At 75.0% G+C, this 21,051-nt stretch carries 14 protein-coding genes; 9 read left to right on the top strand and 5 right to left on the bottom strand.

Annotated features, from left to right (window positions below; genetic code table 11):
- The first annotated feature begins 38 nt into the window (after positions 1–38).
- Complete coding sequence (locus ABD254_RS11485; RefSeq protein WP_344248560.1) at positions 39–4,646, top strand: S8 family serine peptidase; 4,608 nt, start codon at positions 39–41, stop codon at positions 4,644–4,646.
- A gap of 55 nt (positions 4,647–4,701) precedes the next feature.
- Here ABD254_RS11485 and ABD254_RS11480 read toward each other — a convergent pair whose 3' ends face one another.
- A complete protein-coding gene (locus ABD254_RS11480; protein WP_344248559.1) occupies positions 4,702–5,685 on the bottom strand; it encodes an Fpg/Nei family DNA glycosylase in 984 nt (327 codons plus the stop codon).
- A gap of 1 nt (position 5,686) precedes the next feature.
- Positions 5,687–6,154, bottom strand: a complete 468-nt coding sequence (locus ABD254_RS11475; RefSeq protein ID WP_344248558.1) for a ribose-5-phosphate isomerase — start codon at positions 6,152–6,154, stop codon at positions 5,687–5,689.
- A gap of 89 nt (positions 6,155–6,243) precedes the next feature.
- On the opposite strand from ABD254_RS11475, the gene ABD254_RS11470 reads away from it, so the two are divergent.
- The 3 genes from ABD254_RS11470 to ABD254_RS11460 all read left to right on the top strand — a co-directional run bounded on the left by ABD254_RS11470 (position 6,244) and on the right by ABD254_RS11460 (position 10,526).
- The gene (locus ABD254_RS11470) at positions 6,244–8,256 is read left to right on the top strand and encodes a M13 family metallopeptidase (RefSeq protein ID WP_344248557.1); all 2,013 of its coding nucleotides are present in this window, start codon (positions 6,244–6,246) and stop codon (positions 8,254–8,256) included.
- 75 nt (positions 8,257–8,331) lie between these two features.
- Positions 8,332–8,919 (top strand): PH domain-containing protein, encoded by a 588-nt coding sequence (locus ABD254_RS11465; protein ID WP_344248556.1) that lies wholly within the window; start codon positions 8,332–8,334, stop codon positions 8,917–8,919.
- Positions 8,916–10,526, top strand: coding sequence for a PH domain-containing protein (locus ABD254_RS11460; protein WP_344248555.1), 1,611 nt, complete (start codon positions 8,916–8,918; stop codon positions 10,524–10,526). The genes ABD254_RS11465 and ABD254_RS11460 overlap by 4 nt, the downstream gene beginning before the upstream one ends.
- A 37-nt stretch (positions 10,527–10,563) precedes the next feature.
- Here the strand turns inward: ABD254_RS11460 and ABD254_RS11455 are convergent, their stop codons facing one another.
- The gene (locus ABD254_RS11455; protein WP_344248554.1) at positions 10,564–11,649 is read right to left on the bottom strand and encodes a hypothetical protein; all 1,086 of its coding nucleotides are present in this window, start codon (positions 11,647–11,649) and stop codon (positions 10,564–10,566) included.
- A gap of 315 nt (positions 11,650–11,964) precedes the next feature.
- Between ABD254_RS11455 and pepN the strand changes: the two genes are divergently transcribed.
- The gene (pepN, locus tag ABD254_RS11450) at positions 11,965–14,544 is read left to right on the top strand and encodes an aminopeptidase N (RefSeq protein WP_344248553.1); all 2,580 of its coding nucleotides are present in this window, start codon (positions 11,965–11,967) and stop codon (positions 14,542–14,544) included.
- 118 nt (positions 14,545–14,662) lie between these two features.
- On the opposite strand, the gene malQ is transcribed toward pepN, so the two are convergent.
- Entirely contained in the window at positions 14,663–16,843 is a 2,181-nt protein-coding gene (malQ, locus tag ABD254_RS11445; RefSeq protein WP_425553768.1) for a 4-alpha-glucanotransferase, read from the bottom strand.
- A 228-nt stretch (positions 16,844–17,071) separates the two neighbouring features.
- Between malQ and ABD254_RS11440 the strand changes: the two genes are divergently transcribed.
- Positions 17,072–18,082: a mechanosensitive ion channel family protein gene (locus ABD254_RS11440; RefSeq protein ID WP_344248552.1), complete on the top strand. Its 1,011-nt coding sequence runs from the start codon at positions 17,072–17,074 to the stop codon at positions 18,080–18,082.
- 44 nt (positions 18,083–18,126) lie between these two features.
- Here the strand turns inward: ABD254_RS11440 and ABD254_RS11435 are convergent, their stop codons facing one another.
- On the bottom strand, positions 18,127–18,378 hold the full coding sequence (locus ABD254_RS11435) for a PTS sugar transporter subunit IIB (RefSeq protein WP_344248551.1): 252 nt from the start codon (positions 18,376–18,378) through the stop codon (positions 18,127–18,129).
- A 103-nt stretch (positions 18,379–18,481) separates the two neighbouring features.
- Here ABD254_RS11435 and ABD254_RS11430 point away from each other — a divergent pair, with 103 nt between their 5' ends.
- The 3 genes from ABD254_RS11430 (at position 18,482) to ABD254_RS11420 (ending at position 20,990) form a co-directional block, all read left to right on the top strand.
- Positions 18,482–18,907, top strand: coding sequence for a globin (locus ABD254_RS11430; protein WP_344248550.1), 426 nt, complete (start codon positions 18,482–18,484; stop codon positions 18,905–18,907).
- A gap of 88 nt (positions 18,908–18,995) precedes the next feature.
- Positions 18,996–19,931, top strand: a complete 936-nt coding sequence (locus ABD254_RS11425) for an acyl-CoA thioesterase (protein ID WP_425553744.1) — start codon at positions 18,996–18,998, stop codon at positions 19,929–19,931.
- Between the two features lie 72 nt (positions 19,932–20,003).
- Positions 20,004–20,990: a DNA topoisomerase IB gene (locus tag ABD254_RS11420; RefSeq protein ID WP_344248548.1), complete on the top strand. Its 987-nt coding sequence runs from the start codon at positions 20,004–20,006 to the stop codon at positions 20,988–20,990.
- Positions 20,991–21,051 lie beyond the last annotated feature (61 nt).

The following is a 21,051-nucleotide window of genomic DNA, read 5'->3' as shown; positions in this document are numbered from 1 at the left end:
CCGCCAGGTCGCGACGACGTAGGGGTACGGCACGGACCGTGCCCGCGCTCGTCGCGGCCGCGGGGCTCGCGACCTGCCTCGCCCTGCCCGCCGGGGCCTCGACCGGGGCCTCGACCGTCGCCTCGGCCGGGAGCACCGCCGGCGCATCGACGCCGGACGCCGTCGCCGCGCCGGCGTCGGCCTCGGGCGGCGACGGCGCGGCCCAGGTGGGCGACAAGATCCGCCCGGAGCTGGTGCGCGCGCTCGACTCGAGCGGGACGGCTGACTTCTGGGTCCGGTTCGACGCCGAGCCGGCCGCCACCCTCGACGCCGCCGCCCGCGTGGGCGAATGGGACGCGCGCGGCGACGCCGTCGTCGACGCGCTGCGCGGGGCCGCACGGGAGAGCCAGCGGGACGTCGTCGCGACCCTGGACGCCGCGGGCGCGGCGTACGAGTCCTTCTGGGCGACGAACGCGGTGTACGTGGAGGGCGGGTCGACGGAGCTGGCGGCGACGCTGGCCGGGATGGCGTCGGTCGACGGGCTGTGGCCGTCGCGCACGTACGACCAGGTGGAGCCCGTCACCGCACAGGCGGGTCGCGACGCAGCGGCGACGGCCGTCGAGTGGGGTCTGGAGCAGATCCGCGCCGACGACGTCTGGGAGACCGGGGTCGACGGCGACGGGATCACGGTGGCGAGCATCGACTCCGGGGTCCAGTTCGACCACCCCGCGCTCGTCGGCTCCTACCGCGGCAACGACGGCGACGGGACCTTCACGCACGACTACAACTGGCTGGACACGAGCGGACGGTGCGACGGCGCCCCGTGCGACGAGAACGGCCACGGCACCCACACGATGGGCACCATGGTCGGGGCCGCCCCCGAGCACGCCGTCGGCGTCGCGCCGGGCGCCACCTGGATCACGGCCAACGGCTGCGACGAGTGCTCGGACGTCGACCTCGTCGAGGCCGGGCAGTGGATGCTCGCCCCGACCAGGACCGACGGGAGCGCGCCTGACCCGAGCCGGCGGCCGCAGATCGTCAACAACTCCTGGGGCACCCTCGTGGCCTCCGACGACCCGTTCATGGAGGACGTCCAGGAGGCGTGGTCCGCCTCCGGGATCTTCGCCGTCTGGTCGAACGGGAACAACGGCCCCGAGTGCCGCACCTCCGGCTCCCCCGGCTCGCGGATCATCAACTACTCCGTCGGCGCCTACGACTCGAACGGCGTCGTCGCGTCGTTCTCGTCGCGGGGCACCGGCCAGGACGGCGAGATCAAGCCGGACATCTCCGCGCCGGGCGCGGGCATCCGCTCCTCGGTGCCGGGCGGTTCGTACGGGCTGTCCGACGGCACGTCGATGGCCGCCCCGCACGTCTCCGGCGCGATCGCCCTGCTGTGGTCGGCCCAGCCGACCCTCGTCGGCGACCTCCTGACCACCCGCGCGCTGCTCGACGAGACCGCCGTGGACGCAGAGGACCTGCAGTGCGGCGGCACCGCCGCGGACAACAACGTCTACGGCGAGGGTCGCCTGGACGCGCTCGGTCTCGTCGAGGCCGGCGACCGCGGGCCGGTGGGCACGCTCGAGGTCGACGTGACCGACGCCGCCACCGGCGACGTCGTCCCCGGCGCGGGCGCCCGGATCGTGGGGGACGGCACGGACCGCGAGGTCGTTCTCGACCCCGGGGGTCACGGCACCCTGACGCTCCCCGTCGGCGACTACGACATCACCGTGCACGCGTTCGGCTACGACGACCGCACGGTGCAGGTCCGGCTCTCCGAGGACGCGACGACCAGTCGGAAGATCGGGCTGACAGCCACCCCGCGGGTCGACGTGTCGGGCACGGTGACCGACGGCTCCGGGCACGGGTGGCCCCTGTACGCCTCGATCGACGTCGAGGGGACGACTCTGTCGCCGGTGCACACGGACCCGTCCGACGGCACCTGGTCCCTCGCGCTGCCGGTGGGCGCCGCCTACGACCTGCGCGTCGAGGCCGTGTACCCCGGCTACGAGGCTGCGACCCGCACGGTCGACCTCACGACCGACCCGGGCGCCGGGGTGTCCCTGGACGTCGCGGTCGGCGTGGACGCCCTGCCGTGCGAGGCGCCGGGGTACCACCAGCAGCAGCCGCGCATCGCGGCGATCACCTGGGACCCGGGCAGCGAGATCGCCGAGCTCTTCGCCGACCAGGGCCTGGACGTCGACCTCTTCGGGCCCGACGAGCTGGACCAGGTCGAGGACTACGACGTGGTGCTGTGGGGCTACAACACCGTGGCGCCGACGCGTGGCGCGTTCGACGCGTTCCTCGCCGCCACCGACGCGAGCGGGACCGGCGTCGTCTTCCTGGACTACGCGTTCGGCGCCTGGAACGGCGTGTCGACGCTCTCGGCGATGACCGGCGTGCCCACCGCCGTGCAGCGCCGCAACGGCAGCGGCACCGGAACCTACTACGAGGTCACGGCCGAGCACCCGGTCCTGGACGGGCTCGCCGTCGGAGACCGGGTGACGCACGAGCGGCCCTCCGGCCGCACGGCGTGGTTCACCGGCTGGACGGGCGAGGGCCGCGAGGTCGTCGCCACGGCCGGCACGGACGGCGCCGCCCCGAGCGGCGCCGGCATCGGCGTGCAGCAGCGGCCGGGCAACCGGCACGTGCTCATGTCCATGAGCGCGCGGTATGCCCCCGAGTGGACCGACGGCTCGAAGCAGGCGTTCTGGGACGCGGTCGCCTGGGCCAACACCTCGGGCGACGAGATGGCGTGCGTCCCCGACGAGGGCGCGCTCGTCCTCGGGCAGGTGACGGACGCCAACACGGCTGCCGGCGTCGCCGGGGCGAGCGTCACGGCCGGGGACGTCGAGGTCCGGACCGCGGCCACCGAGGACGACGACGCGACCGGGGACGGGTTCTACTGGTTCTTCTCCCCCGGGTCCGGGTCGCTGGAGGTCGAGGCGGCCGCGACCCGGTACTCCACGGCCGGCACCACGGTCGACGTCGACCCCGACACGGTCGCCGTGGCCGACGTCGCGCTCCCCGCCGGCCGGATCGACGTCACCGCGCAGGGCACCTCGCCGACGCTGACGCTGGGCGGCCGCGCGGCCACCGCGACGATCGCCGTCACCAACACCGGGACCGCGCCCGTCGACCTCCGGTTCGGCGAGCGGGACGGCACGTTCAGCCTGCTCCGGGCGGACGGGACCCGGACGGACGCCGACGCGATCGCCGGATCGGCCGGCGCCCCGCTCCAGGAGCTGGACGCGCCGGTCGCGCTGGGCGACTTCGGCGCGCCGCGGGCAGCGACCTCGACCCGGAGCGGGGTGCCCGACGTCGCCCCCGCCGCGGAGCCGTGGACCCCGGTCGCGGACTACCCCACCGCGATCATGGACAACGCCGTGGTGCGGGCCGCCGGCGCGCTCTACTCGATCGGCGGCTCGGACGGCGAGGGCGCGACGGACGCCGTGTGGGCCTACGACCCGGCGACGCTCGGCTGGCGGGAGGCGGCTCCGCTGCCCGAGGCCCGCAACGCGATGACCGCGGCCGTGGTCGACGGCCGGATCGTCGCCACCGGCGGCTGGGGCCCGGACGGCGTGGCCGCCGAGACGTGGGTCTACGACCCGGCCCAGGACTCCTGGGAGGCGGCGGCCCCGATGCCGCAGGGTCGCAGCGCGGCGGGCGCAGCGGTCGTCAACGGTCAGCTCTACGTGGTCGGCGGGTGCACGACGTCGAGCTGCGCGCCGATGTCCGCCGACGTGCTCGTCTACGACGTCGCCGGCGACGCCTGGTCCGCGGCCGCGGACTACCCCCAGGGCGTGGCGTTCGCCGGGTGCGGGGCGCTGGACTGGACGGTCGTCTGCGCCGGCGGGAACAACGGCGCGTCGACCGCCCGCACGTACCAGTACGACCCGGGGACCGACGAGTGGAGCCGGCGCGCCGACGCACCGGTCGACGCGTGGGGGGCGGCGGCCGCCGTCGCGAACGACCGCCTGCTGGTGGTCGGGGGCGTGCAGGCCGGGACCATCACGAACGCGGCCTTCGCCTACGACGCGGGCGCCGACACGTGGGAACGGATGCCCAACGCGGGCTCGGCGCGGTACCGCGGCGGTGCCGCCTGCGGCTTCTACAAGGTCGGCGGCTCCGTGCAGAACTACATCCCGGACCCGGCGGCCGAGATGCTGCCCGGGTACGACGACTGCGCGGAGGGCTCGACCGACGTGGCCTGGCTCTCGACCGACACCGTCTCCGCCGAGCTCGGCGTGGGCGAGTCGGTCGAGGTCACGGCGACGATGACCCCCGACGTCGACCAGCCCGGGACCTTCACGGGCGCCGTCGCGGTGGCCGAGAGCACCCCGTACCCGCAGGCTCCCGTCGCGGTCACGCTCACCGTCGACCCGCCGCGGTCGTGGGGCAAGCTGTCGGGTCTGGTGACCGGGACGTCGTGCGCGGCGACCGCGGCGCCACTGCCGGGCGCCACCGTCCAGCTCACGTCCGGGACCGACCGCTGGACGTTCAGCACGCCCACCGACGGGACCTGGGCGCGGTGGTTCGACCGCAAGGTGCACCGCAAGATCGACGTCGCCGCCGCCAAGGACGGGTACTCCATCGACACCGCGCGGGCGACGATCGTGTCCGGAGCCGTGACGGAGGTGGAGCTCGGTCTGGACCGGCTGGGCTGCTGAGGACGGTTCGGCCCCGGTCGGCGCACGTGCGCCGACCGGGGCCGCTCCCGTGGGGTCAGGCCTGGCAGACCCCGCACCAGAAGAGGTTGCGGCCGGCGAGCTCCTTGGTGAGCACGGGTGCGCCGCACGCGCGACAGCCCAGGCCGTCGCGGTGGTAGACGTAGAACGACGCGTCGCGCGGCACCGCCCCCGGCTCCCCGTCGGTGTTCTGCCTGGTAGGCCGGCCCGAGTCGCCGTCCGGCACCCGGTCGTCGGGCCGGGTGGTGACGATGGCGCCGGTCGCGGCACCCTCGCGCATGAGCACGACCAGGTCGTCCCAGATCCCCGCCAGGGTCTCGGCGGGCACGTCGCGACCGGGCCGCAGCGGGTCGACGCCGGCCCGGAACAGCACCTCGGCGCGGTAGATGTTGCCCACCCCGGCGACGACCGCCTGGTCCATGAGCTGCTGCCCGACCGTCACGCGGGACCGGCGCACGCGCTCGACGAACGCCGCGCGCGCCGCCTCCGGGGAGCCGCGGCCCCCGTCCGGCCGGATCGGGTCCGGACCGAGGCGCGCCTCGGCGGCGGCCTTCTCGGCCCCGGTCAGGACCTCGCACGCCGTCGGCCCGGTGAGGTCGGCGACGGCGTGGTCCGCGAGCAGCCGCAGGCGGACCGCGCCGCGCGGCGCGGGCGGCACCCAGCCGCCGTCGGGCCCGGCGGCCACGGCCGGGAGGCCTGCGGGGACGGACTCACGCTCGCCGATCCGACGGCGCGGGGCGCCGATGGCGTGGACGACGTCGGCGCCCTGGCCGGCGAACGTCCACGCCCCGTAGAGCCCGAGGTGGACGCGCAGCCACCGGGGCTCCGCCGCGCCCCTGGTGTCCGCGAAGCCGCAGAAGAGCTGCTTGCCCCACGCCTCGCACGCGACGAGCTCCAGCCCGTCGAGCAGCGCGGCGCCGCCCGCGAACCGGCCCTGCGGGCTGGTCACGCCCAGCCGCTGCCCCCCGAACAGGGCGTCGAGGGTCCGCGCGAGGCGGTGGACGGTGTGCCCCTCGGGCACGTCAGGCGATGGTGGAGAGGTCGTGCGACGCCTCGTACGCGGCGAGCTTGTCGATGCGGCGCTGGTGGCGGGCGTCGCCGCTGAAGGGCTCGGCGACGAACGCCTCGACGAAGCTCGTCGCCTCGTCCAGCGAGTGCATGCGGCCGCCGACGGCGATGACGTTCGCGTCGTTGTGCTGGCGTCCCAGCGTCGCCGTCTCCAGCGACCAGGCGAGCACGGCGCGCACCCCGACGACCTTGTTGGCCGCGATCTGCTCGCCGTTGCCCGAGCCCCCGATGACGATCCCGAGCGTGCCCGGGTCGGCGACGACGGCCTCTCCGGCGGCCGCGCAGAACGCGGGGTAGTCGTCCTGCGGGTCGAAGTCGTGCGCCCCGTGGTCGACGACGTCGTGGCCCGCGGCGCGCAGGTGGTCCACGAGGTGGGTCTTGAGCTCGTATCCGGCGTGATCGGCGGCGATGTGCAGACGCATGGTCGCCATTCTCCCCCACCCCGGGCCGCCGCGGCGGCTTCGTCCCGTGCCCGTCTCACGGCGTCGGCGGGCGGCCGTAGTCTGACGCCATGACTGCCGACGCGACCGGGCTGAGGTCCGGCATCGACCTGTCCGCTCTCGACCCGGGCGTGCGCCCGCAGGACGACCTGTACCTCCACGTGAACGGGCGCTGGGTCGCCCGGCACGAGATCCCTGCCGACCGCGCCATGGACGGCTCCTTCCGCGCCCTGCACGACGCCGCCGAGGTCCACGTGCGGGAGATCATCACCGATGCCGCGACGGCGATCGAGGCGGGCACGGCCACGGGGACGCAGGCGCAGGTCGGCGCCGTGTTCGCGAGCTTCATGGACACCGAGCGGATCGAGTCCCTCGGGACGACGCCCCTGGCCGAGGACCTGGCACCGGTACGGGCCGCGGGCGACCGGGCCGACCTCGCGCGGGCGCTCGGCACCCTGCAGCGCACGGGCGGCGCCGCGGCCCTGCGGTTCTGGGTCGACAACGACGCGAAGGACCCGGAGCGGTACGTCGTCTACCTGGTGCAGGCCGGGCTCGGCCTGCCCGACGAGGCGTACTACCGCGAGGACCAGTACGCGCCCCTGCGGGCCAAGTACGCCCCGCACGTGGCCCGCATGCTGGCGCTCGCCGGCGTCGACGAGGCCGGCTGGGGCACGACGCCCGAGGCCGCCGCGGAGCGCGTCGTCGCGCTCGAGACGGCGCTCGCGAGCCACCACTGGGACGTGGTGCGTGACCGCGACGCAACCCTGACGTACAACCCGATGTCGCTCGCCGACCTCGCCGCGAGCGCGCCCGGCTTCGACTGGCACGCCTGGGTGCAGGCGCTCGGCGTCCCCGCCGGGGCGATGGAGGACGTCGTCGTGCGCGAGCCCGACTTCGCGACCGGGTTCGCCGCGTCGTGGGCCGAGCTGCCCCTGGCGGACTGGAAGCTGTGGATGGCCTACCACCTGGTCACCGCCCGCGCGCCCTACCTGAGCGACGAGGTCGTCGAGGCCAACTTCGACTTCTACGGCCGCACGCTGTCGGGGGCCCAGGAGGTGCGGGAGCGCTGGAAGCGCGGCGTCGCGCTCGTCGAGGGAGCGCTCGGCGAGGCCGTCGGCCAGGAGTACGTGGCCCGGCACTTCCCGCCCGCGCACAAGGCCCGCATGGACGAGCTGGTCGGCAACCTCGTGGCGGCCTACCGCGAGTCCATCCAGGGCCTGGACTGGATGACGGAGGACACCAAGCTCAAGGCCCTGGCGAAGCTGGAGCGGTTCACGCCCAAGGTCGGCTACCCGGACCGGTGGCGCGACTACGCGGGCCTCGAGGTCGACGCCGCCGACCTGGTGGGCAACGTGCGCCGGTCCAACGCGTTCGACCAGGACTACGAGCTGAACAAGATCGGCCGGCCCCTGGACCGCGACGAGTGGTTCATGACGCCGCAGACCGTCAACGCGTACTACAACCCGGGGATGAACGAGATCGTCTTCCCCGCCGCGATCCTGCAGCCGCCGTTCTTCGACCCCGACGCAGACGACGCCGTGAACTACGGCGGCATCGGCGGCGTCATCGGGCACGAGATCGGGCACGGCTTCGACGACCAGGGGTCCAAGTACGACGGCGACGGCCGCCTCGAGGACTGGTGGACCGAGTCCGACCGGTCGGAGTTCGAGAAGCGGACCAAGGCCCTCATCGCGCAGTACGACGCCTTCCGTCCCGCCCAGCTCCCGGCGGACGGCCCGCGCGTCAACGGCGCGCTGACCATCGGCGAGAACATCGGCGACCTCGGCGGGCTCTCGATCGCCCTCAAGGCCTACCGCATCGCCCTCGGCCGGCCGCTCGACGAGGCCCCGGTGGTCGACGGGCTCACCGGGCTCGAGCGGGTGTTCCTCGGCTGGGCGCAGGTCTGGCAGTCCAAGGGCCGCGACGAGGAGATCGTGCGCCGCATCGCCACGGACCCGCACTCCCCCAACGAGTTCCGGTGCAACGGCGTCGTGCGCAACGTCGACGAGTTCTACGCGACGTACGGCGTCGGCCCCGACGACGCGCTGTGGCTCGCTCCCGAGGAGCGGGTGCGCATCTGGTGACGCCGCGGTCCGGCGCCGGGAACCCATGACTGATGGCACTCCCCGGCGCCGGGCCGCACCTGCCACCGTCGGAGGGTGGACACGCGACCGGCGCCGCGAGCGCCCGACAGAGCCCGCCCCGACGGGGCCGATCCCGTACGCGCCGGCCGCCCCGACGGAGCCGGGCCCGACGGCGCAGCGCTGCGGCTGCGGCCGCCGGAGCACCCGCTCGACCCCCGCGTCGTGCGCTGGTGGGTGCTGCGCGGCCTCTGCTCGGCGGGGCTGGTGCTGCTGGTGCTGCTGGTCGCGTGGTGGCTCTGGGTCCCCGCCCGGCCCTGGCTCGTCGGGCCGGTCGTCCTGGCGGCGCTCGCGACCGTGGTGCGCACCACGGTGGAGCCGCGGTGGCGCTACGCCGTCCACCGGTGGCAGACGACGCCCGACGCCGTCTACGGCCTGACGGGCTGGGTCGTGCGCGAGTGGCGCGTCGCACCGCTGTCGCGCGTGCAGACCGTCGACGCCGTCCGCGGGCCGCTCGAGCAGCTGCTCGGGCTGGCGACCCTGCGCGTCACGACCGCGTCGTCGAACGGGGCGCTCAGGATCGTCGGCCTGGACCAGCGCCTCGCCGACGAGGTCGCCGAGGCGCTCACCGCCGTCGGCGAGCGCACCCCGGGGGACGCGACGTGACCGCGCCCGAGGTCCACCGGCCGGCGCCCTCCGGCGGGGAGGCCCGGGACGCGCCCGCGCCCGCCCCCGCCCCCGACGACGCCCCCTGGCTCCGCCTCTCCGGGCGCACGGTGGCAGTGGACCTGGTGCAGACCGTCGTGTCCCTGGCGCCGACGGCCGTGGCGGTCGTGGTGTTCGGCCTCGAGCCGACCTGGGAGGCGCTGTGGCCGCTGGTCGTGCCGGGCGTGCTCGGCGCGCTCGGCGCGCTGGGCGACGCGCTGCGCTGGGCGTTCACCCGGTACCGCGTCACCGACGAGTACGTGGAGCGCCGCTCGGGGATCGTCGTGCGGCGCTACCGGTCGGTCCGGCGCGACCGGATCCGCAGCGTCGACACCTCGGCCCGGCTGCGCCACCGCGTCGCCGGCCTGCGCGTCGTCCTCGTCGGGGCGGGTCAGCAGAAGGCCGCCGGCGAGTCGGCCCTCGCCCTCGACGCCCTCGCCCTCCACGACGCCGAGGCGCTGCGCTGCGGGCTGCTCGCGGGCGCCCCTGGCGCCGCGAGGGTCACCGGGACCGCCGACGGGACCACAGGGGCCGGGCGGCAGGAGCCCGACGACGACCGGCAGGTGCTCGCTCGGTTCCGGTGGCGGTGGGTCGTGCACCACGTGCTCGGCGTGTGGGCGTTCGTCTCGGCGGCCGGGCTGCTCTGGGGCGGCTACTGGCTCGCGACGACGATCGGCCTCGACCCCGGCGCCTGGGTCGAGGCGAGGATGGGCCCCGAACGACTGGGCTGGCCGCGGACGATCGTGCTCGTCCTGCTGCTCACGGGCGCGCTCGGCGCCGTCTCGATGGCCGCGACCTACGTCACCACGTACTGGGGCTTCGAGCTGGCGCGGGTGCCGGGCGCCAAGGGCTCGCAGCTGCGCACCCGGCGCGGGCTGTTCACCACGCGCGAGGTCGTCCGGGACGACTCGCGCCTGCGCGGCGTGCAGATCTCGGAGCCGGTGCTGCGGCGGTGGATGGGCACCGCCGACACCCAGGTCGTGACGACCGGCCTGTCCGTCTGGTCGACGACCGAGCCGGCGACGGTCCTGCCGCGCGGGCCGGTCGGGGTCGCCCGGACCGTCGCGAGCGCGGTGCTCGGCGCCGACCCCGATCCGCTCGCCGCACCCTTGGCACGGCACCCGCGGGGCGCCCTGCGCCGGCGCCTGTGGTGGGCCACGGCCGGCGCAGGCCTCATGACGGCAGTCCTCGGCCTGCTCGCGGGGAACGGCGTCGTCGACTCGGCGACGGTGTGGTGGGGCGCGGCCTTGTGGGCCGGCGCCCTCCTCGCCGCGGTCGTCGCCTACCGTGCGCTGGGCCACACGATCACGGGCCGGTACCTCGTGGTCCGGTCCGGTCTGGTCAGCCGGGCGACCACGGTCCTGCGCCGGGACGCCGTGAGCACGGTCGCGCTGCGCGAGTCGGTCCTGCAGCGCAGGCTCGGCCTGCGCACGGTCTCCGTCATGACGGCCGCCGGGTGGGGGGTCTACGAGGCGCCCGACGTCTCCGCGGACGATGCGCTCGCGTTCGCCCTCCGCGCCGCACCGGGGCTCCTCGACCCGTTCGTCGTGCCGGGACCGCGCCGCTGACCCGACCGGCCGGTCGGGCCGGTCGGGTCGGTTCAGGTCAGCGCGTGCCGATGCCGGCGCGTGCGAGCGAGAAACCCTTGCCCGTCGGGTCGTGGGTGCAGCTCATGCCGGTCTGCTCGCTCGTGCAGGTGAAGTCGCCCTCGGTGATCGACTCCCCGTAGTCGACGACGTCGACCTTCTTGCCCGCCTTCTTCGGCTGGTCGGACCCCGGGACGCACGGCAGGGCGACGTCGCCGGAGTCGTCCAGCGTGACGACGTAACCGGTGGTGCCGTCGCACCCCTCCATGGGCGCCGGCTGCTGGTCGAGCTCGGCGATCCCGCAGGTCACGCCGTCGGCGAACATGGTGCAGGTGATGTTCGCCGACGGCGACGCGAACCGTGCGAGCCGCTCCCGCTGGACGGGGGCCTCGGAGGCCTCAGCCGTGGGGGTGGTCGCCCCACCGTTCCCGCCGGCCGTGGCGTCGGGCGGCGACGACGTGAAGATCTGCACGGCGAACGCCACCGCCATCACGAGCAGCACGGCGTCGACGGCGATGAAGGCGATCCACCCGGCGCTCAGCCTGCGCCGACGCGGCACGGGCTCAGCGGCCGGACCGGCCCCGGCATGGCCGGGCGTCGGCGCGTACGCGGCCTGCGGGGCGTACCCGGGCTGCGGCGCGTAGCCGGGCTGCGGCGCGTACCCCGGCTGCTGCGCATACCCGGGCTGCGGGGCGTAACCGGGCTGCTGCGCATACCCCGTCTGCTGCGCGTACGCCGGCTGCTGCGCGTACCCGGGCTGCGGGGCGTAGCCGGGCTGTGCGGCGTAGGGGGCGGCGGTCGCCGGGGGGAGCTGCTGCGTCGGCTGGTGCACGGCCGGCGGCACGGCGACGGGCGCCGCGTCGGGCGGCGGCGGCACCGGCGCGTGCACGGTGGGCGGCACCGGCGGCGCGGCGTCGTGCCCCACGGCGGCGGACGGGGCCGTCACCTGCTGCAGCGGGACCTGGGCGTCGGCGGTCGTCGGGTCGATCGACGGCGGCCGGTGGTAGGCGGACGTCACTCGCCGCACGCCGGTCGGGGCCCCGGGCGCGGCCGTCGGCCGGTCGTCGGGCCCCGGCGGGGGCGGGGGCGGCACGGTGCCGGACATCTGGACTCCCTCCAGTCACTCCTGTGGCGACCCCGTGGGTGGGTGCCGGGCACCCTCGCCGCGGAGACGCACCGGGCAGGATGTCACGATCCGGTATCGGCGGTCGAACCCGTGGGCGAACCCATGGCCGTGCCCATAGCCGAACCGAGGCCGGACCGACGCCGGACCCTGCGGGCCGCGGGCCGCCCGCGCCCCGCGGACCTCACCCGGAGCGTGTGGGGAAAGCCGTACGACGGGCCGCGCCGAGGTGGCATCATCGACGGCGAAACCCGCGCGCCCTTCGCGCGCGGCCACCGTCGATCACAGGGAGAACCCGTGCCCGCAGAGAACCTGACCCGCGCCGAGGCGATCGAGCGCGCCGGCGTGGTGTCCGGAGTCGAGTCGTACTCGATCGAGCTCGACCTCACCACCGGCCCGACGACCTTCGCGTCCACCACCGTCATCCGGTTCTCCGCCACCCCCGGCGCCGGCACGTTCGTCGACCTGGTCGCGCCGTCCGTCCGCGAGGTCGTGCTCAACGGCCGCAGCCTGGACGTCGCCGAGGTGTTCGCCGACTCGCGCATCGCCCTCGCCGACCTCGACGCCGAGAACGAGCTCCGCGTCGTCGCCGACTGCGCCTACACGAACACGGGCGAGGGCCTGCACCGCTTCGTCGACCCCGTGGACGGCGAGGTCTACCTCTACACGCAGTTCGAGGTGCCCGACGCCCGCCGCGTCTTCGCGACGTTCGAGCAGCCCGACCTCAAGGCCCCGTTCTCCGTGACGGTCACCGCCCCGGCCGCCTGGCAGGTCGTCTCGAACCAGCCGACCCCGGAGCCCGAGGCCGCGCGGCACGCCGCCGAGCCGGGGACGGAGGCCGCGACGTGGCGCTTCGAGCCCACCCCGCGCATCTCGAGCTACCTCGTCGCGCTGGTGGCCGGCCCGTACGCCGTGCAGCGCGGGGAGCTCACGTCGTCGGACGGCCGGACCGTCCCGCTCGGCGTCTTCTGCCGCGCCTCACTGGCCGAGCACCTCGACGCGGACTACATCATGGAGACCACCCGCAAGGGCTTCGCGTTCTACGAGAAGACCTTCGACGTGCCATACCCGTTCGACAAGTACGACCAGCTCTTCGTGCCCGAGTACAACATGGGCGCGATGGAGAACCCCGGCTGCGTGACGTTCACCGAGTCGTACGTCTTCCGCTCCCAGGTGACGGACGCCGTGCGCGAGCGTCGCGTGGTGACGATCCTGCACGAGCTGGCGCACATGTGGTTCGGCGACCTCGTGACCATGAAGTGGTGGAACGACCTGTGGCTGAACGAGTCGTTCGCCGAGTACGCCTCCACGCTCGCCACGGCCGAGGCCACCGAGTGGGAGGCCGCGTGGACCACCTTCTCCGCGATGGAGAAGACCTGGGCCTACCGGCAGGACCAGCTGCCCACGACGCACCCGATCGTCGCGGAGATCCGTGACCTCGAGGACGTGCAGGTCAACTTCGACGGCATCACCTACGCCAAGGGCGCGTCGGTGCTCAAGCAGCTCGCCGCGTGGGTGGGCCGCGACGAGTTCCTGTCCGGCGTCTCGGCGTACTTCAAGAAGCACGCCTGGTCGAACACCGAGCTGCCCGACCTGCTGGTGGAGCTCGAGGCGACCAGCGGCCGCGACCTCACGGCCTGGTCGAAGGCATGGCTGGAGACGGCGGGTGTGAACACGCTGCGTCCGGAGATCGAGGTCGACGGCGACGGCCGGATCACCGCCCTCGCGGTGCTGCAGTCCGCGCCGGCCGACTACCCGACCATCCGCCCGCACCGCCTCGCCATCGGCTGCTACGACCTGGTCGAGGAGACCGACGGCTCCGTCGCGCTCGTGGCCACCCACCAGGTCGTCATCGACGTCGACGGCGAGCGCACCGAGGTGCCGGAGCTCGTCGGCCACGAGCGCCCGGCGCTGCTGCTGCTCAACGACGAGGACCTCGCGTACGCGAAGATCCGGCTCGACGAGGAGTCCCTCGCCGCCGCGCTCGAGCACCTGTCGCACATCTCCGACCCGCTCGCGCGGTCGCTGGTCTGGGGCTCCGTGTGGGACGCCGTGCGCGACGGCGAGACGCCGGCGTCGTCGTACGTCGACCTCGTGCTCGGCAACATCGCCGCCGAGACGGAGTCGACGACGGTGCGCACGACGCTGAACCAGCTCGGGCTGGCGGCACGGTCGTACGTCGCGCCCGAGCGTCGCGCGGAGACCCTCGCGCGGATCGGCGACCGTGTGTGGGCGCTGGCGCAGGACGCCGCGGCCGGCTCCGACCTGCAGCTGCAGCTGGTGAAGTTCTTCGCCGCGCTCGCCTCGACCCCCGACCACGTGACGCCGCTGCGCGGCCTCGTCCAGGGCACGACGACGCTGGACGGGCTCGCCGTCGACACCGACCTGCGCTGGGAGCTGCTGCAGGGCCTGGTGCAGCTCGGCGCCGCGGAGCCGTCCGAGGTGGACGCCGCGCTCGCCCAGGACGACACCGCCACGGGCCGCCAGTCGGCGGCGCGCGCCCGCGCCGCCACGCCGACCCTCGAGGGCAAGGAGGCCGCGTTCGCGTCCGTCGTCGACGCGACCGACGTCCCGAACGCGATCATCCGCGCCACGGCCGCCGGGTTCGTGCACGTCACCGACCCCGCCGTGCTCGAGCCGTTCGCCGCCCGGTACACCGACGCGCTCCTGCCGATCTGGACCACGCGCAGCTACCACATCGCCGAGGAGCTCATCGAGGGCCTCTACCCGGCGCCGCTCGCTTCGGTCGCCCTGCGCGACGCCGTGCAGGCGTGGCTCGACGCCCACGCCGACGCCCCGGCCGCGCTGCGCCGGATGGTCGCCGAGCAGCTGGCCGGCACCGAGCGGGCCCTCGCCGCCCAGGCCGCCGACGCCTGAGCGAACCTCCCGCCGGTCGAGCCCGTCGAGACCCCGGTCCCGACGGGCTCGACCGGCGTGCACCCGCTCGACCGGCGTCCGCACGGTGCCGCGACCACACTGAGGGCCGCGGCCGGGATCACCGCGCCTCGCGGACCGCCTGCAGGAGGGAACGCAGGCGCGCGTTGTCGAACAGGTCGTCGACGAGGACGACGTTCCCCGCGCCGTCGCCGAGCGGCACCTTCCAGTTGGGGTACTCGGTGTCGGTGCCCGGCTGGTTCTGCGCCCGCCGCTCCCCCACGGCGTCGACGAGCTGCACGCCGACGAGCAGTGCCGGGCTGCGCCGCAGGAAGAGGTGCAGGCCCTCGACGATCTCCCGCTCGGACGGATGGTCGGAGACCAGCCCGCGCATGGCCAGGGCCAGCACCGCGGAGTCCCGCTCGGCGCGCGCCTGCCGCCGTACCTCCTGGGCGTCGTCGGTGAGGAGTCCGAGGCGCTCCCGCAGGTCGACGTGCTCACCGGCGAGGAACCCCGCGGCGGGCGGCATGTCGTGCGTGCCCACGGTCGCGAGCGTGAGGGGCCGGTAGTCCTCGGCCGGCAGCGGGCGCCCGTCGTCGTCCTTCTCGAACCACAGCACCGACGTGCCGAGGACGCCGCGGTCGGCCAGGTACTCGCGCACCCACGGCTCGAAGACGCCGAGGTCCTCACCGACGACGATCGCCCCCGCGCGGTGCGCCTCGAGGCACAGGATGCCCACGAGCGCCTCGTGGTCGTAGCGCACGTACGCGCCGTCGGCGGGCGACGTCCCCGACGGCACCCACCACAGCCGGAACAGACCCAGCACGTGGTCGACCCGCAGCCCGCCGGCGTGCCGCAGCGCGGTGCGCAGCATGTCCCGGTACGGCGCGTAGCCGGCCCGGGCCAGCGCGCGGGGGCTCCACGGCGGCTGCGACCAGTCCTGCCCCTGCTGGTTGTACATGTCCGGCGGAGCGCCGACCCCGACCCCGCGCGCGAGGACGTCGCGGTGCAGCCAGGCGTCGGCGCCCTGCGGGTGCACCCCGACGGCGAGGTCGTGCACGATGCCGACCCGCATGCCGGCCTCGCGCGCGACGCGCTGCGCGGTCTGCTTCTGCTCGTCGGCGACCCACTGCAGCCACGTGTAGAACTCGACCCGCTCGGCGAGCTGCTCCCGCAGGGCGGCGACGGCGGGCGACGCCGGGTCGCCGAGCTCGTCGGGCCGCGGGGCACGGCCGAGGTGCTCGACGATGGCGCACCAGGTCGCGAAGTCGCGCAGTCCGCTCCCCTGCTCGGAGGTGAACTCCTCGTAGGCCGCCTGCCGGGCGGCCCGCCTCGGCGCGGTGAAGACCACCTCGAGCGCCGCCTTCTTGGCATCCCACACCGCGTCGCGGTCGATCGGGCCCGGGTCGGTCACGAGGTCGCGCACCGGGTCGGCCGCCCACTCGACGAGCGACCGGTCGGCGGCCGCCAGGTACGCCGTCTCCGGGATGTCCTCGACCCGCACGTACAGCGGGCTGAGGAACCGGCGGCTGGTCGGCAGGTACGGCGACGGCGTGACGGGCGTGACCGGCTCGGTCGCCGACAGCGGGTTCACGGCGACGAAGTCCGCGCCCGAGCGGTGCGCGGTGAGCCACGCGAGGTCGGCGAGGTCGGCGAGGTCGCCGATCCCCCACGACGCGCCCGAGCGCACCGAGTACAGCTGCGCGAGAACACCCCACCACTGGTCGCCCTCCAGGCCGGCGGGCAGCTCCAGGCGGCGCGGCGTCACGACCAGGGCCGACCGCGTCTCGTGCCCCTCGGTCAGCGCGTGCAGCGAGTGCCAGCCGAGCGGCAGGTCGGAGGGCACCGCGAAGGTCGCGCGGCCCACGCTGCGCCCGTCGACCGTGCGCGGCTCGGTGAAGACGTCGACCTGCTCCAGGTCCCGGCGGGGCCGGTGCGAGTGCGTGCGCACCCCCGGCTCCGCGCCGTCGACCTCGAGCCACACGTGCACGGACGCGCCGTCGGTCACGTGCACGGGCAGGGAGGCGTCGTCGCCCTGCCGCACGACGACGGTGGGCGGCAGCACGGCGCGCCACTCGTCGTCCCGCGCGCGCTGCAGGCTGTGCGTGACCTGCTGCGGGGTAGCGGCCGGGACGCCGAGCGCCTCGAGGACGGCCACGAGCGTGGCCGCCGGCGCCGCGGCCGCGGCCCCGCCGAACGTGTGGTGCTCCGTGAGCACGCCGTGCGCCGACGCCAGCTCCCGGAGCTCCGCCGACGGCAACCGCGGGTCGTCGGGCCCTTCGTCGGTCACGACGTCGGTCACCTGGTCGGTCGCCTTGTCGGGCACCTGGTCGGGCGCGTCGGCGGGCGTCTCGTCCGGGGTCGGCTGGTCCTTGCTCACGGGGACGATCCTGCCATCCCGCGGCACCACCGGCCGGGCCCCACGCGGCCCGAGAGCGGGATCGGTGCCGCAAGCAGCCGCTCGCGACCGTGCCGTGGACGTCGCGTGACGGTTTGCCTCGGCCTGAGGGCTGGCGGCTACCGTGGCCCGGTGATCGTCTCGACGTCTGTCCCCGACCCCGACCCGACGAGCACCAGCACCAACCCCGCCGAGGAGTTCATCGAGGGCGGCAAGGAGGCCGGTGCGACCTTCTGGGACTGGTTCACCGGCTGGCCCCTGCACGTGCTGATCATCCTGGTCGTGGGGATCGTCGTCCTCGTGCTGCTCCGCCGCGTCATCGGGCACGTGACGGAGCGCATCGCCCTCGGCGCGGGCACCCCCACGACCGACGCCCCGGCGCGCGGGGCGTGGCGCAGCTACCTGCGGCGGGCGCCGCTCGTCGAGGACGCCCTCACGATGGCCAACCCGCTCGCGCACGAGCGCCGGGCGCAGCGGGCGCGCACCGTCGGCTCCGTGCTGCGGTCCACGGCGAACGTCGTGGTCGGCACCATCATGCTGCTGATGATCCTGCAGGACGTCGGGGTCAACGTGGGCCCGCTCGTCGCCTCCGCGGGGGTCGTCGGCGTCGCGGTCGGCTTCGGCGCCCAGAGCCTCGTGAAGGACTTCATCTCCGGCGTCCTGCTCCTGGTCGAGGACCAGTTCGGCGTCGGCGACACCGTCGACCTCGGCTCCGGCGCGATCGGCACCGTCGAGGAGGTGCAGCTGCGCGTCACGCAGGTGCGTGCCTTCGACGGCACCCTCTGGTACGTGCGCAACGGGGAGATCCTGCGCGCGGGCAACCTGACGCAGCAGTGGTCGCGCGCGGTGGCCGAGGTGCTGGTGCCGGTGGGCGCCGACCTCGGGGTCGTGCGGGCCGCGCTGGGCCGCGCCGTCGACCGGGTGCACGCCGACCCCGAGCTGGCGCACCTGTTCTTCGAGGCGCCGTCCGTCCGCGGGGTCGACGCCAGCACCGACTTCTCGATGACGTTCACGCTCCACGCGCAGGTCCGGCCCGGCGAGCAGTGGGAGATCTCCCGGGCGCTGCGCGAGACCGCGCAGGAGGAGCTGCGCACCGCCGGCGTGCTGGGTGCCGAGGCGCTCGAGCCGCGCGCGGAGCACTGAGCCGGCCGGGCGGTCGCCGCCCGCGGCGCCGTCGTCAGGAGCGGTCAGGAGGGGGTCAGCAGGCCGTCCATCTGGGCGGCCAGGTCGTCGGCCTCAGGACCCACGATGACCTGCACGATCCGCCCCGAGCGGACGACCCCGAACGCGCCGGACTCCTTGAGCCCGGGCTCGTCGATCAACGCAGGATCGGTGACCTGGACCCGCAACCGGGTGATGCACGGCTCGAGCTCGACGACGTTGCCGGTGCCGCCGAGCGCCGCCAGGATGTGGTCCGCCTTGTCGTTCAGGCTGGTCATAGGTTCTCCCCGTGGAGTGCGTCGTTGCAGGTCCTCCTCCACCCTAGCGGCTCGCGCGCCGCGCGGGGCGATCGCCACGGGTGCTTTCTGGGAGGATGACCCGGTGACCCATCAGACCCCCGCCCCGCAGGCGGACGGCGCGGCGGCCCGTCCCGAGTCGTTCTACGAGGCCGTCGGCGGCCACGCGACGTTCGAGCGCCTGGTCGAGGTTTTCTACGAGGGCGTCGCGACCGACGAGGTCCTGCGCCCGATGTACCCCGAGGCCGACCTGGGACCCGCCAAGCAGCGCCTCACGATGTTCCTCGAGCAGTACTGGGGCGGCCCGACGACGTACAGCCAGCAGCGCGGACATCCCCGCCTGCGCATGCGGCACGCCCCGTTCAAGGTGAACCCCGACGCGCGCGACCGCTGGCTGCGGCACATGCGCGTCGCCGTCGACCAGCTCGGCCTGGCCCCGATCCACGAGTCGCAGCTGTGGGACTACCTGGAGCGCGCGGCGTTCTCCATGATCAACACCTTCGAGGAATGACGCGGCGCGCAGCGCAGGGTGAGGGCCGAGGAACGAGGCACTCGCCCGCAGCGGAGCACAGCGACAAGCCGACCACCAGTTTCGAGGAATGAGCGCCGTGACCAGCGAATCGACCACCACACCGCAGGCCGCCGCCGGCATCCCCGACGCCCTCGACCGGCTCCTGGCCGCCCTGGAGCTGCGCGAGGTCGACGGCTGGGGGCCGCGCGGCGAGGACGACCTGTGGCGGGGCGACAGCGTCCCCGGCCCGGCCCGGCGCGTCTACGGGGGCCAGGTCCTGGCGCAGGCGCTGCTGGCCTGCGGCCGCACGGTGACGGACGACCGGCTGCCGCACTCGCTGCACGCCTACTTCCTGCGGGAGGGGTCGCTGGAGGCGCCCATCGACTTCGCCGTGGAGCGCCTGCGCGACGGCAGGTCGTTCAGCGCGCGCCGCACGCACGCGATCCAGGACGGGCGGCCGATCCTCACCCTCACGGCGTCGTTCCAGGTGGAGCAGCCGGGGTACGAGCACGCCGAACCGGCGCCGTCCGACGTGCCCGCGCCCGAGGACGTCCCGTCCGCGATCGAGACCCTCCGCAGCATCGACCACCCCGCGGCGCGCTTCTGGTCGCACGAGTCGGCCTTCGACCTGCGGCACGTCGGCGGGTCGCTCTACCTGGGGGCGGACCCCGACCCGACGCCCGCGCAGCGGGTGTGGGTGCGGGCGCGGCACGAGATCGCCTCCGGCGACCGGATGCTGCATCGCGCCCTGCTCGCCTTCGCCTGCGACCAGGTCATGCTCGAGCCGGTGCTGCGCCAGGCCGGCCGGTCGTGGCTGGACGTCGGTGCCAGCGTGCCGATGGCGAGCCTCGACCACACCATGTGGTTCCACCGCGACGCCCGCGCGGACGAGTGGCTGCTGTTCGTGCAGGAGTCCCCGGGTGCGCAGGGCGGCCGCGGGCTCGGCCTCGCCCGCGTCTACGACCGCGCCGGTGCGCTGGTCGCGACCATCGCCCAGGAGGGGATGATCCGGCTCCCCGCGTGACCCGCGCCGCGTGATGCGCGCCGCCTGACGCGCCCGGCTGCGCGGACGACGGGCACGCCGCACACTGTCCGCGTGCGACTGCGCCGCGTCTCCGTCAGCTCCCCGGGCTACGCCCGGCGGGCCAAGGGTGAGGGCTGGGTGTTCCTCGACGTGGACGGGGTGCCCCTCGAGGACGCCCACGAGGTGGCGCGCTGCGAGCGCCTCGCCGTCCCGCCCGCCTGGCGCGACGTCTGGATCTGCCGCTTCCCGGACGGGCACCTGCAGGCCTTCGGCCGGGACGACGCCGGGCGCGGGCAGTACCTGTACCACCCGCAGTGGGAGGAACGCCGGGCGCGGCGCAAGCACGACCACGTGCTCGAGGTCGGGCGTCGCCTGCCGGCGGCCCGCGGTGGCGTCACGCGCGACCTCTCCGCGCCGGGGATGGAGCGCCGCAAGGTGCTCGCGCTCGCGTTCCGGCTGCTCGACGAGGCGTACTTCCGGGCCGGCGGCGAGGTGTACGCCAAGCAGCACGGCAGCTACGGGCTCGCCACGATCCGCAAGGAGCACGCCACCGTCCGCCGCGACGGCAGCGTCCACTTCCACTACCCCGCCAAGTCGGGCCAGCTCCGCGACGTGCTGGTCGAGGACCCGGTCGTCGCCGAGGCCGTCACGACCCTCAAGCGCCGCAGCGGCGGCGAGGACCTGCTCGCCTGGCGCGAACCGGACGCCGGCGGCCGGGCCCGCTGGCACGACGTCACCAGCGCCGACGTCCAGGCGGACATCAAGGACCGGCTCGGCGAGGACGCGACGCCCAAGGACTTCCGGACCTGGCACGCGACCGTGCTGACCGCCCGGGCGCTCGCCGACGCCGGCGACCCGCCGCGCTCCGCCCGGGCCCGGCGGCGCACGATCTCCGCGATCGTCGGCGACGTCGCCGAGGAGCTCGGGAACACGCCGGCAGTGGCCCGGTCGTCGTACATCGACCCGCGCCTGTTCGACCTGTGGGAGCGGGGCGAGACGATCGGCCGCACGCGGACGCGCTCCCGCGCCGAGCGTGCGGTGCTGGAGCTCCTCGGCTGATATGTAGGCCTGTTCTGTCAAGTGGCAGGGCGAAGTGCCCGCCTCGGACCGTCGTCCGGGG

It is taken from the genome of Isoptericola hypogeus, from assembly GCF_039531145.1.
GTDB lineage: Bacteria > Actinomycetota > Actinomycetes > Actinomycetales > Cellulomonadaceae > Isoptericola > Isoptericola hypogeus.
Note: the sequence above shows the minus strand (reverse complement) of the source record. Positions and strands in the feature narration are given on the sequence as shown.